Here is a 12,265-nt window from a genome sequence, read left to right on the forward strand (position 1 = left end):
TGACGTCGGTCAACGCCGGTTCCCGCTTGAGCGAACCGGTTCCCTTGGCTTGACGAGGATCAACTGTCTCGACGAAAGCCAGCCTATTGTGGCGGCCAAGGAGAATTCCGATGCCCATTAAGGACGTCTTTCTGCCGCTTGTCGGCCAGCCGCGCGGGCCGGCCCTGGTTGCGATCGAGAAATGTGTGAGCGTCGCCGCCGACCTCGGCGTCAGGATCACGGCGCTCGCGCTCGAGGAAGAGGTTTTCGAACGGCCGAAGGTGATACTGCCTGACGATGGCGATTCCGCTGATGTCGGCAGGGCGCGTGGGACGAACGAACTGCAGCAGCTCCTGAACGCATTCACCAATGCGGCGTCCCGCGCCAACATTCGCGCCCAGCGCCGAACGGGAAAGGTGCCGGCAGACCAGATCGCAGTGATTCTGGCCGAGCACGCCCGTTTCAGCGATCTCACGCTGCTTCCCGTCAAGCCGCACGACAGTCGAACGGAGCGCATTGTCGAAGCCCTCCTGTTCGAATCCGGCCGGCCGCTGCTGCTCTGTCCGGAGCATCTTGCGGGCGAGCTTCGGCCCGAATTCGAGAACGTCATGATCGCCTGGGATCACTCCGCGCGCGCGGCGCGAGCGGTCGGCGACGCGTTGCCGCTACTTCAGGCTGCCAGCTCGGTCCGGGTGGTGACCGTGGCGGAGGACAAGACGGATGCGGTCGTACAATCCGGGACAGCTCTCGTCGACCACCTGAGGGAACACGGGGTCTATGCCGCGTTCGAAACCACCAAAAGCGGCGGCAGCTCGGTCGGCAAGGTCTTGGGAAGCTGGGCGAAATCCCATGGCATCGATGCCATCGTGATGGGTGCCTACCATCATTCGCGCCTGAATGAGATCGTCTGGGGCGGTGTGACAAAGACCGTCATTGGCCAGCCACCATGCTGGGTTATGATCTCACACTAGGCTCTCCATTTTCAGGCCCGACCGTCAACCATCGGAACCGCCACTGACCCGGCGCATTTGCTTTCATGTCCACTTATCGTCTGAACAACCTGCTGTCGCCGCGCTCAGTCGCGCTCATCGGGGCGAGCTCCCGTCCGGCCTCCGTGGGACGCGCCGTCCTGGACAACATTCGCAAGGCCGAATTCAAGGGGCAGTTCGGCCTAGTCAACCCGCGCCATGCCGAGATTGGCGGCTTCGCAGCGGTGAAGAACCTGGACAGGCTGGATTTCGTGCCCGAGCTCGTCGTCATCACTGCCCCGGCAGGCGAGATTCCAGGAATTATCGACCAGGCCGGGCGTCGCGGCTCCGCGGGCGCGCTGATTGTCTCAGCCGGGCTCGGCCAGGGGCCGGGATCCCTGCACGAGGCCGCAAGCACGGCTGCCCGTAAATACGGCATGCGGCTGATCGGACCGAACTGCCTCGGCATCATGATGCCCGGCGTGAGCCTCAATGCCAGCTTTGCCGCGCATATGCCGGGGGCGGGCAACCTCGCACTGATCTCGCAATCAGGGGCGATCGCAGCCGGTATGGTCGACTGGGCTACGCAGCGTGGCGTCGGCTTCTCCGGCATCGTCTCGATCGGCGATCAGATCGACGTCGACATTGCCGATCTGCTCGACCATTTCGCTATGGATCGCCAGACGCGGGCGATCCTGCTCTATATCGAGTCCATCAAGGACGCGCGCAAGTTCATGTCGGCGGCGCGCGCTGCTGCGCGCGTCAAGCCTGTCGTCGTGGTGAAGTCCGGCCGCATGGCGCAGGGCGCGAAGGCAGCGGCCACCCATACCGGCGCGCTCGCCGGTGCCGACGCCGTCTACGACGCGGCATTCCGCCGGGCGGGTGTGCTGCGGGTGTCAGATCTGCGCGAGCTATTCGATTGTGCCGAGACGCTCGGGCGCGTCGAATCCCCGACTGGAAAGCGTCTCGCCATCCTGACCAACGGTGGCGGCATCGGCGTCCTCGCAGTGGATCGATTGGTCGAGCTCGGCGGGATTCCGGCAACAATCTCGGCCGAAGTGCGCGGGAAGCTCGATGCCGCACTGCCGCCGACCTGGTCCGGTGCAAATCCCGTCGACATTGTGGGCGATGCCGACGCCTCGCGCTACGCGGCGGCGCTGCAAGAGTTGCTCGCCGATCGCGACAACGATGCGGTCCTGGTCCTCAACGTGCAGACGGCGATTGCCTCTGCGGCCGAGATCGCCACCACCGTGACGGAGCTCGTCGGCAAGTATCGCGAGCAGCACCGCCGATGGGCCAAGCCGGTGCTGGCGGCTTGGGTCGGGGCCGATCAGCCCATCATTCAGGCACTTTCCGGTGCCGGCATGCCGAACTATCCAACTGAGGACGATGCGGTGCGCGGCTTCATGCATCTGGTCCGGCACCGTGAAGTGGTGGAGGAGCTGAGCCAGGTTCCCCCCGCGATGCCCGATACCTTCGTTCCGGACGCCCAGGGGGCAAGGGAGATCGTCACTGCCGCGATCGCGGATGGCCGCCAATGGCTCGAGCCGGTCGAGATCAAGCATCTGCTCGAAGCTTACGACATCGCGATGGTGCCGACCTATGCGGCAACCGATGTCGAGCAGGCGGTAACCTATGCGAAGGAGATCTTCGCACAGGGCGGCACCGTCGTGCTGAAGATCCTGTCACGGGACATTGTCCACAAGTCCGATGTCGGCGGTGTCGTGCTCAACCTGACCACGCCCGAAGCAGTCCGAGGCGCGGCCACGGGCATTATAGCACGTGCGAAAAAGCTGCGCCCGGAAGCCCGCATCGGCGGCGTCATCGTCCAGGCCATGGTGGTCAAGGCGAAAGCGCGCGAGCTGATCCTGGGCCTCGCCGACGATCCCACTTTCGGCACCGTCGTGGTGTTCGGCCGTGGTGGCACGGCGGTGGAGATCATCAACGACAAGGCGCTTGCGCTGCCGCCGCTGGATTTGCAGCTCGCCCGCGATTTGATCGACCGCACGCGCGTATCGCGGCTGTTGAAGTCCTACCGGGATGTGCCCGCAGTCAAGCAAGACGCGGTAGCCATGGTGCTGGTCAAGCTGGCGCAGATGGCCGCCGATATTCCCGAGATCCGCGAATTCGACATCAATCCGCTGCTGGCGGACGAAACCGGCGTGACCGCGGTCGATGCCCGCGTTGCGGTCGGGCCGCCGCAACGGAAGTTTGTCGGCTCCGGCCCGGCCAACTTCGCGGTTCGCGCCTATCCATCGCAATGGGAGCGCCGCCTCAAGATCAAGGATGACTGGCGCATCTTCGTGCGGCCCATGCGCCCCGAGGACGAGCCGACCATCCACGACTTCCTGCGTCATGTCACCCCGCACGACCTTCGCCTGCGCTTCTTCGCGCCGATGAAGGAGTTTACCCACGAGTTCATCGCGCGCCTGACCCAGCTCGACTATGCGCGGGCGATGGCCTTTATCGCGTTCGACGAGGCCACCGGCGAAATGGTTGGCGTGGTCCGGCTGCATTCGGATTCGGTCTATGAGCGCGGCGAATACGCCATCCTGCTGCGGTCCGATCTCAAGGGCAGGGGGCTCGGCTTGGCCCTCATGCAGCTCATCATCAACTACGCCAAGTCGGAAGGGCTGAAAGTCATATCGGGCGACGTGCTGAAGGAAAATACCGTGATGCTGGAAATGTGCCGGCACCTCGGATTCGAGGTCAAGCCGGATTCGACCGAGCCTGATATCTGCGACGTCAGGTTGAAGCTCTGAGCGCGACCGCTAAAGCATGATCCGGAAAAGAGCGAAGCGGTTTTCCGGAAAGATCATGCGCAAACAACGACCTAAAATCTCATCGGGCTTTATGGGCGCGCTTCGGCCGAGCTTGCCGCGGCGGATGTCTTGGCCGCCGTCCGCAAATTCTTGATGATGATCGCGATCAGCGGCACCAGCACCGGCACGATCGTGCTGAGCGGATGATGCACCGCGCCCGACACCTCGGCCTGGAACGCGCGCGCCTCGAGCTGAAGCGCTTCGATGGAGCAATCGTGAATTTCGTTGGCGAGCTCGATGTCACGGCCTGACGGAGCGCGGCCGGCGATCAGAAAGAGAGCGGCCGCGATGGCAAAATTGACGGCGCCGAGAATGGCCGCCGCGGCGATTGCACTCCAGATCTGCACCAGCGCGAAATAGGCCGACAGTTCCAGCATCAGAAGCCCGAACGCTGCGATCAGGGCTGCAAAGGCGCGCAGGCCGAGGCCGACCAGCAGATGGCGCAGCCTGATGTCCGCGATGATCCTGTCGGTGCGCCACAGCGCGCGCAGATGTTTGACGACGTTCTCGGAATTCACCTAGTGTCTCCTCAGCATGAAGCCCACAACCACGCCGAGCGCGAAGGCAGAGGCGAGCGATGTGATCGGACGGTCCGCAATGAGCCCCTGAAGCTGCTCCTGCTCTTCCTCGACGGTCTCGCCGAGCTCGGTCAGCGCGGCCCGGATCTGATCGGCGAGCGCCTCGGCGCGATCTTTCGAGCTCTCGAACATCTCCTCGCCGGCGGTGCTCAGCAAGCGCGTGACGTCGACCTTCAGTGCGTGCAGTTCTTCGCTCATCCTGTCACTGTCGAACATGGACTTGATATCCCCATTGAACGGAAGCAAGCCTAGGACCCGCGTGCGCGATCGCGCTTGATTTGCGTCAACCCGCGGCATGCTCCAGGGTTTTGAGACAGGTCAAGCCGGCCGCCATCTGCTGGCCTAGAAATGCCCAATGAATGGGGGCCAATTGCCCCGATGAGGTGGAAGCGTGAACTACGAACCGCTGTTGCTCGCGACGCCGTCCGGCGACGTGCTGAACTTGCGCCCTGAAGGGCCCTGGACCGCCGCGAATGTGGTAGCGCTGGAGAATTTGTCCCGGTCGGTCGGAGCCGACGTCGATCGGTCGCGTGTTGTCACGCTGGACATGTCGGGCGTCAGTGCGCTCGACACGCTCGGCGCCTGGGTCCTGGAGAAACTGTCGCGCAGGGCCGCGTCATCGGGCAGATCGGCTGAATTCGTCGGCGTCGCCGATCACTTCAGCGGGCTGCTGGATGAGGTACGCCAAGTCAACCGCCACACACCCGCGCCGACGGTTGCGCCCAATCCAATTCTGGCAAGGCTCGGCGATCTCGGCAAGTCCACGCTCGGTGCGCGGGAGGATATCACGATCTTCCTCCAGATGCTCGGCGCATTATTCATGGCCATAGTCGGCGTTCTGCGCCGGCCACCTTCGCTGCGGTTGACCTCGCTGGTGTATCAGCTTTACCGCATTGGATGGCAGGCGATCCCTATCGTCGCGCTGATCACCTTCTTGATCGGCGCCATCATCGCGCAGCAGGGCTTCTTCCATTTCCGCAGATTCGGCGCGGAATCCTATACTGTCGACATGGTTGGCATCCTGGTGCTGCGTGAGCTCGGCGTGCTGATCGTCGCCATCATGGTCGCCGGCCGATCGGGAAGCGCCTACACCGCCGAGCTCGGCTCGATGAAGATGCGCGAGGAGATCGACGCGCTCTCGACCATGGGGCTCGATCCCGTCGACGTCTTGATCCTGCCGCGCGTCGCGGCCCTGGTCATTGCGCTGCCGATCCTCACCTTTATCGGATCGATTGCCGCGCTTTATGGCGGCGGTCTCGTCGCGCAGTTCTATGGCGACATGGGGCCGGCGATCTACATCGCGCGGCTGCACGAGGCCATCTCCGTCACGCATTTCGAGGTGGGTATCCTGAAGGCGCCGTTCATGGCGCTGGTGATCGGGATCGTGGCCTGCAGCGAGGGATTACGCGTCAAAGGCAGCGCGGAGTCGCTCGGGCGACAGACCACGACGTCGGTGGTGAAGTCGATCTTCCTGGTGATCGTGCTTGACGGCCTGTTCGCGGTCTTCTTTGCCTCGATCGGAATGTGACGATGGACGTATCGCAGGACCAGTTCGCGATCCGCGTCCGCGACCTCGTAGTCGGCTTCGGTCGCCAGATCGTGCTCGACCATCTGTCGCTCGACGTCCGCCGAGGCGAGATCCTCGGGCTGGTAGGGGCGTCCGGCGGCGGCAAGTCGGTGCTGATGCGGACCATCATCGGCCTCATCCCGCGTCGGAGCGGGACCATCGAAGTCATGGGGCAACCGACCGGCGGTCACGGTCGAGGCGCGGCCACGACATGGGGCATCCTGTTCCAGCAGGGTGCATTGTTCTCCTCGCTGACGGTCCGCCAGAACGTGCAGTTTCCCTTGCGCGAAAATCTCGTGCTGTCGCAGGAGCTGATGGACGAAATCGCGATCGCCAAGCTCGAAATGGTGGGCTTGCGTGCCGAGGATGCCGACAAATATCCGGCGGAGCTGTCCGGCGGCATGACCAAGCGCGTGGCGCTGGCGCGCGCGCTCGCACTCGATCCACCGATCTTGTTCTTGGACGAGCCGACCTCGGGCCTCGATCCGATCGCCGCCGGCGATTTCGATGCGCTGATCAAGACGCTGCAAAAGACGCTGGGGCTGACCGTGTTCATGGTGACCCACGATCTTGCGAGCCTGACCACGGTCTGCGACCGCGTCGCCGCGCTCGCCGACGGCCAGATCGTGGCGATCGGCCCGATGCGCGAATTGCTGCAATCCGAGCATCCCTGGGTGCGCGCCTATTTCCACGGCAAGCGCTCGCAGATGCTGCAACACGAGATGAGATGAGATATGGAAACCCGCGCTCCCTACGTGCTGATCGGCAGTTTCGTGCTGGCCGCGATTCTCGCGGTGTTCGGCTTCGTCTATTGGCTGAACAATACCGGCGGGATCGGGCCGCGCACGAACTACCACGTGCAATTCCAGGGCCCGGTCCCAGGCTTGCTGGTCGGTGCCGGCGTGCTGTTCAACGGCATTCGTGTCGGCGAGGTGACCCAGCTCGGGCTCGCGCCGGACAACCCACGCTTCGTCAATGCGACGATCTCCGTTGCGACCGCCACGCCAGTCCGTTCCGATACCAAGGTCGGTCTCGAATTCCAGGGCCTGACCGGCGTGCCGGTGGTGACGCTGGAAGGCGGTATGGTCGTCGCCAGATCCGGCGAGCCGCTGACCTTGATCGCGGACGCCGGCGCCGGTCAGAGTATGACGCAGGCGGCGCGCGATGCGTTGCGGCGGGTCGACACGGTGCTGCAGGACAATTCTGGCCCGTTGAAGGACACCATCGCCAATTTTAAGACCTTCTCCGACGGGCTCGCTCGCAACACCGGCAAGATCGACGGCATTCTGGCGGGCCTGGAGAAGATGACCGGCGGCGGCGCTCCTGCGCAAAAGGTCACCTACGACCTGCACACGCCGCAGTATCTCGGCCCTGCCGGCAAGACGCTGTCGGCGCCACTGGCCATTCCCGAGCCCAGCGCGGTCGCAATGCTGCAGACCCAGCGCATGCTGTTCGCACCCAGCGGGGACAGGACGGGCTTTGCCGACTTCCTCTGGGCCGATAGCATTCCGAAACTGGTGCAGGCGCGCCTGATCGACAGCTTCGAGAATTACGACATCGCCCACGCCCCGCTGCGCACGAGCGACCTCGGTCAGGCGGATTATCAGCTCCTGATCGACATCAGGCGCTTTCGGATCGCGACGGAAGGGGAGGCAAAGGTCGAGATCGGACTGTCGGCACGGATCGTCGACAAGACCGGCAAGGTGGTGGCCTCGCGCCTGCTCGAGACCAGCGAAAAGCTCGACAAGATCGAGCCGGCCGCTTCGGTCGCGGCCTTCGACGCGGCCTTCGCGCGCATCGTCAAGGAGCTGATCGGGTGGACCGTGGAGGCGGTATGACGCCGTCTATTCCAGCGTCTTCAGGTAGGACAGCAGGTCGTGGATCTGGTCCGGACTGAGCTCGAAGGCCGGCATATCTGGGTGACCGGTATAGATTCCTTCGGCCAGCGCTTCGCCGAGGGTCTCGATCGGATAACGCAGATGCAGAGTGCGGAGCGGGGGAGCGCCCTCGAGTGGGCTACGGGAGGCGCGGTCGATCGCGTGACAGCGCGCGCAATTGGCCCTAGCAAAGGCCTTGCCGCGTTGTTCGGCGCTAGGGGCGGCCAGTGCGGGCGTAATCAGAAGCAGCCCAATCAGGCCGTGACGCAGGGCGGCTTGCAGCATGGAAAGTAATCCCGTCGAACTCCGGAGGCAGAATATGATGGGGATGCCACTCAAATTTGATCTGAGTCAATTGGCTTTGGCGCAATGCAGTAAAATGCAGCCGCGTGGCGGACTCGGCCGGGGGGCGGAGCTGGACCGACGCTAGGAGCGGTGGATGAAGCCTTCCGTGGTCACGATTGAGCCGAACGGGCACTTCTGCAGCGATTGCGCCGTACGCGGGGCGGCGGTTTGCGCGTCGCTGGATGCAGCCGAGCTCAGGGAGTTCGAGCATCTCGGACGCCGCGTTCGTTTCGACGTTGGCGAGACCGTGTTCTCCGAGGAGGACATCACGACCTCCTTCTACAACGTGCTTGAAGGCGTCATGCGGCTGTACAAGCTGCTGCCCGACGGCCGGCGGCAGATCGTCGGCTTTGCCTTGCCTGGCGATTTCCTGGGGATGAACCTTTCCGGCCGGCACAATTTTTCGGCCGATGCAATCGGCGTGGTGACCGTGTGCCAGTTCGCCAAGGCGGCTTTTAGCCGTTTCATCGAAGACCGGCCGCAGCTGCTCAAGCGGATCAACGAGTTGGCCATTCGCGAGTTGGGCCAGGCACGCGATCATATGGTCCTGCTCGGCCGACGCTCGGCCGACGAGAAGGTCGCGACGTTCCTGCTCGGCTGGCGTGAACGGCTGGTCGCGCTCAAAGGGTTGTCCGACACGGTCCCGCTTCCGATGAGCCGTCAGGACATCGCGGATTATCTCGGTCTGACCATCGAAACCGTCAGTCGCACCTTCACCAAGCTGGAGCGTCACGGTGTGATCGAGATCATTCATGGCGGCATCAGCCTGCTCGATCCTGCCCGCGCCGAGGCGCTGGCCGCAGCCTGAGATTCCGTCCGCAGTGCCCCGCCGCTTTTGATCTCGATCAATGACGCCGTCTGGCTGCAGCAAATAATGCCTCAAACTATTGGGAGGAGCATGATGCCTGCTGACGCGTTGCTGGTGACCATTGTCGTCGTCGCGATCTTCGTCGCATTCGCCGCTGCTCTAGTCTGGGCGGACCGGCAAACCAGTGCAGGCCGGCTCGATCCGGATTCCAAACGCTGAAGTCTTCGAGGCCTCGGTACGCTCAGACAGGCCGACGGCGGACGCTCGTCCGGTGGGCCGCCGCTCGTTAGCGCCTCAACGCAACATAGCTTGCGACGCCTGCAACTCTGCATCGTTCGAAGCGAGTCGGCGCATCCTTTGGATGCGGAATCCCGGCTCGACCGCGCTTTTTCGCGGCATTTGCCTTAAATTGCGGGCGTGCTTTCCGGTTGAAAACCCTGGTAACGTTGACTACGCAGGAACTTCAGTGCCTCGCAGTCTTAGGAGCCCCGCGGCGTGCCTCAGGACAAGACCGGCGACCCCCGACAGTCGGCGGGCAACAAACTATCGGTCCTGCGCAAGCACCCGATCTTCGCGGATCTGGAGCCGGAGGCGCTCGATCAGCTCTGCCGCTATGCCAAGCACACCACCGTCAAGCGCGGCGCGATGATCGCCGCCAAGGGCGATCCCGGCAACAATCTGTTCGCGGTGATCACAGGGACGGTCAAGATCTCCTCCTCCTCGCCGGATGGGCGGAACGCCATCCTCAACCTGATCGGCCCCGGCGAGATCTTCGGCGAGATTGCGGTGCTCGACGGCGCGCCGAGATCGGCCGATGCGACCGCCAACACCAATTGCGAGCTCTACATCATCGATCGCAGGGACTTCCTGCCGTTCGTGAGGAGCCAGCCAGCACTGGCGATGAAATTCATTGAGCTGCTCTGTGCGCGTCTGCGCTGGACCAGCCAGCAGGTCGAGCAGGTGATCCTGCAGAATCTGCCGGGCCGGCTCGCGAGCGCGCTGCTCGGTCTCACCGAGGAGCGCAAGCTCGACTCCGGCAGCGGCACGCTCGCCATCACGCAGCAGGAGATCAGCGAGATGGTGGGGATGACGCGCGAGAGCATCAACAAGCAGTTGCGCGCCTGGGCCGGCCGCAACTGGGTTCGTCTCGAGCACGGCGCCATCGTCGTGCTCGATACCGATGCGCTGCGCGAACTCGCCGAGAGCGGTCTCGACGGTGCGTGACCTCCATTGCAGCGGTCAGCCTGATCTTACGACGCTCTAGCTATCGACGATGGCAACCGCGCGGGTCCAGCCCGCCGAGGCACGTTCGATCTTCACCGGGAAGCACGAGACCGTGAACCCGGTCGAGGGTAGCTGGTCGAGATTGTGCAACTTCTCGAGATGGCAGTAGCCGATGTGCCTTCCCGCCTTGTGACCCTCCCAGATCAGGCCGGCATTCTTCGTTTCTGCGTATCTCCTGGCGGTGTAGACGAACGGCGCATCCCAGCTCCAACCATCGGTGCCGGTCAGCCGCACGCCGCGTTCGAGCAGATACATGGTGGCTTCATAGCCCATGCCGCACCCGGAATTGACGTAGTCGGCCTTGCCGAACTTCGCGCCGGCGCCGGTGTTGACGACGACGATCTCCAGCGGCGAAAGCGTGTGCCCGATGCGCTTCAGCTCCTTCTCGACGTCCTCGGCGCTCGCCACGTAACCGTCCGGCAGATGCCGGAAGTCGAGCTTCACGCCAGGCTGAAAGCACCATTCCAGCGGGACCTCGTCGATCGTCCATGACCGTTCGCCGCGGTTCATGGTCGGATGGAAATGCCAGGGCGCATCGAGATGCGTGCCGTTATGGGTCGACAGCGAGACCTGTTCGACGGCCCAGCCCTGTCCATCCGGCAGATCCTGCGCCTTGAGCCCATCGAAGAATTGCAGCATGCGGGGCAGGCCCTGCTGGTGATCGATATATTGGATGGTCGGATGGTTGCCCGGCGGATCGGCCGTCACGTCGTTCTTGAGCGGCACCGAGATATCGATCAGCTTCCGCGGCATAGGCATTCCTTCGAGATGGTCCGCTGTCTCCGACATCTTGCGGGTCCTCCATCGGCCGCGTCAAGTAACGTGCCGGCGACGCAAGCTGTCCGGCGCCTTCCACAAGGATGCGAATTGGGGCAGATTGATCGATACAACTGTTGCATCGATCGATGCCGGATTTGGCTTGGACAGGGAATGCCGCCCGCCCTAGGGACGATATTGGCGCTTGACTGCACAGTTGGAGTGGAGCGACCCAAGGCGGCTGCAGCCTGCCCGACAACGACACAATCAACCCCGGAGGAACGCCCAGATGAAGACACTCACCGGTATCGTCACAGCCGTCGCGTTGGCACTCTCGGCGCCCCTGGCGACCGCCCGCGACTTCCGCTCCGCCGACGTCCACCCTGCCGACTATCCGACCGTCGAGGCCGTCAAGTTCATGGGCAAGCAGCTCGCGACGGCGAGCGGCGGCAAGCTCGGTGTCAAGGTGTTTCCCAACGGAGCTCTGGGCTCGGAGAAGGACACTATCGAGCAGCTCAAGATCGGTGCGCTCGACATGATGCGGATCAACGCATCGCCGCTCAACAATTTCGTGCCGGAGACCATCGCGCTATGCCTGCCCTTCGTGTTTCGTGACACGCAGCACATGCGCACCGTGCTCGACGGTCCGATCGGCGACGAGATCCTGGCGGCCATGGAGCCCGCGGGCTTGGTCGGCCTTGCCTATTACGACAGCGGTGCGCGCTCGATCTACACTGTGAAGGCACCGGTCAAGTCGCTCGCGGATCTCAAGGGTCTGAAGATCCGTGTCCAGCAGTCTGACCTGTGGGTCGGCATGATCCAGAGCCTCGGCGCCAACCCGACGCCGATGCCGTATGGCGAGGTCTATACTGCGCTCAAGACCGGCCTGGTGGATGCTGCCGAGAACAACTGGCCCTCCTACGAGTCGTCGCGCCATTTCGAGGCCGCCAAGTTCTACAACATCACCGAGCACTCCCTGGCGCCCGAAGTCCTCGTGATGTCCAAGAAGGTCTGGGACACGCTGAGCAAGGACGATCAGGCGATGATCCGCAAGGCGGCGAAGGAATCGGTGCCCGTCATGCGCAAGCTCTGGGACGAGCGTGAGCAGGCCTCCCGCAAGACCGTCGAAGCCGCCGGCGTGCAAGTCGTCCCTATCGCCAACAAGGCGGAGTTCGTCGATGCGATGAAGCCGGTGTATCAGAAGTTCGCCGGTGACGAGAAGCTGCAGAGCCTCGTCAAGCGCATCCAGGACTCCAAGTAAGCCTATTGCCGCATCGGGTC

The 12,265-nt window shown here is 63.6% G+C and carries 13 protein-coding genes; 9 read left to right on the forward strand and 4 right to left on the reverse strand.

Features of this window, described 5'->3' with window-relative positions; all coding sequences use genetic code 11:
• Positions 1 to 110 precede the first annotated feature (110 nt).
• The gene (locus P6U31_RS12380) at positions 111 to 950 is read left to right on the forward strand and encodes a universal stress protein (protein ID WP_407188651.1); all 840 of its coding nucleotides are present in this window, start codon (positions 111 to 113) and stop codon (positions 948 to 950) included.
• Positions 951 to 1,015: 65 nt separating this feature from the next.
• Entirely contained in the window at positions 1,016 to 3,709 is a 2,694-nt protein-coding gene (locus P6U31_RS12385) for a bifunctional acetate--CoA ligase family protein/GNAT family N-acetyltransferase (protein WP_407188653.1), read from the forward strand.
• A gap of 89 nt (positions 3,710 to 3,798) precedes the next feature.
• On the opposite strand, the gene P6U31_RS12390 is transcribed toward P6U31_RS12385, so the two are convergent.
• Together P6U31_RS12390 and P6U31_RS12395 are read right to left on the reverse strand one after the other, a co-directional pair.
• Complete coding sequence (locus tag P6U31_RS12390; RefSeq protein WP_407188654.1) at positions 3,799 to 4,287, reverse strand: phage holin family protein; 489 nt, start codon at positions 4,285 to 4,287, stop codon at positions 3,799 to 3,801.
• Positions 4,288 to 4,563, reverse strand: a complete 276-nt coding sequence (locus P6U31_RS12395; RefSeq protein WP_407188655.1) for a hypothetical protein — start codon at positions 4,561 to 4,563, stop codon at positions 4,288 to 4,290.
• A gap of 175 nt (positions 4,564 to 4,738) precedes the next feature.
• Here P6U31_RS12395 and P6U31_RS12400 point away from each other — a divergent pair, with 175 nt between their 5' ends.
• The 3 genes from P6U31_RS12400 to P6U31_RS12410 are packed head-to-tail and all read left to right on the forward strand — an operon-like array spanning position 4,739 to position 7,752.
• Positions 4,739 to 5,875, forward strand: coding sequence for an ABC transporter permease (locus tag P6U31_RS12400; protein ID WP_407188657.1), 1,137 nt, complete (start codon positions 4,739 to 4,741; stop codon positions 5,873 to 5,875).
• 2 nt (positions 5,876 to 5,877) lie between these two features.
• The gene (locus P6U31_RS12405) at positions 5,878 to 6,645 is read left to right on the forward strand and encodes an ABC transporter ATP-binding protein (RefSeq protein WP_407188659.1); all 768 of its coding nucleotides are present in this window, start codon (positions 5,878 to 5,880) and stop codon (positions 6,643 to 6,645) included.
• 3 nt (positions 6,646 to 6,648) lie between these two features.
• Positions 6,649 to 7,752, forward strand: coding sequence for an ABC-type transport auxiliary lipoprotein family protein (locus P6U31_RS12410; RefSeq protein WP_407188661.1), 1,104 nt, complete (start codon positions 6,649 to 6,651; stop codon positions 7,750 to 7,752).
• 6 nt (positions 7,753 to 7,758) lie between these two features.
• Here P6U31_RS12410 and P6U31_RS12415 read toward each other — a convergent pair whose 3' ends face one another.
• Positions 7,759 to 8,076 (reverse strand): c-type cytochrome, encoded by a 318-nt coding sequence (locus P6U31_RS12415; protein ID WP_407188662.1) that lies wholly within the window; start codon positions 8,074 to 8,076, stop codon positions 7,759 to 7,761.
• A gap of 154 nt (positions 8,077 to 8,230) precedes the next feature.
• On the opposite strand from P6U31_RS12415, the gene P6U31_RS12420 reads away from it, so the two are divergent.
• From P6U31_RS12420 to P6U31_RS12430, 3 genes are all read left to right on the forward strand, one after another.
• Positions 8,231 to 8,944 carry a helix-turn-helix domain-containing protein gene (locus tag P6U31_RS12420; protein ID WP_407188664.1) on the forward strand — a complete coding sequence of 238 codons (714 nt, stop codon included), beginning with the start codon at positions 8,231 to 8,233 and terminating at the stop codon, positions 8,942 to 8,944.
• A 90-nt stretch (positions 8,945 to 9,034) separates the two neighbouring features.
• On the forward strand, positions 9,035 to 9,163 hold the full coding sequence (locus tag P6U31_RS12425) for a hypothetical protein (protein WP_407190087.1): 129 nt from the start codon (positions 9,035 to 9,037) through the stop codon (positions 9,161 to 9,163).
• Positions 9,164 to 9,439: 276 nt separating this feature from the next.
• Positions 9,440 to 10,168 (forward strand): Crp/Fnr family transcriptional regulator, encoded by a 729-nt coding sequence (locus P6U31_RS12430; protein WP_407188665.1) that lies wholly within the window; start codon positions 9,440 to 9,442, stop codon positions 10,166 to 10,168.
• A 36-nt stretch (positions 10,169 to 10,204) separates the two neighbouring features.
• Here P6U31_RS12430 and P6U31_RS12435 read toward each other — a convergent pair whose 3' ends face one another.
• Positions 10,205 to 10,981 carry a cyclase family protein gene (locus P6U31_RS12435; RefSeq protein WP_407189834.1) on the reverse strand — a complete coding sequence of 259 codons (777 nt, stop codon included), beginning with the start codon at positions 10,979 to 10,981 and terminating at the stop codon, positions 10,205 to 10,207.
• Between the two features lie 292 nt (positions 10,982 to 11,273).
• On the opposite strand from P6U31_RS12435, the gene P6U31_RS12440 reads away from it, so the two are divergent.
• The gene (locus tag P6U31_RS12440) at positions 11,274 to 12,245 is read left to right on the forward strand and encodes a TRAP transporter substrate-binding protein (RefSeq protein WP_407188666.1); all 972 of its coding nucleotides are present in this window, start codon (positions 11,274 to 11,276) and stop codon (positions 12,243 to 12,245) included.
• Positions 12,246 to 12,265: the final 20 nt, after the last annotated feature.

The sequence above is a fragment of the Bradyrhizobium centrosematis genome (genome assembly GCF_045571495.1).
GTDB classification, from domain to species: Bacteria; Pseudomonadota; Alphaproteobacteria; order Rhizobiales; family Xanthobacteraceae; genus Bradyrhizobium; species Bradyrhizobium centrosematis.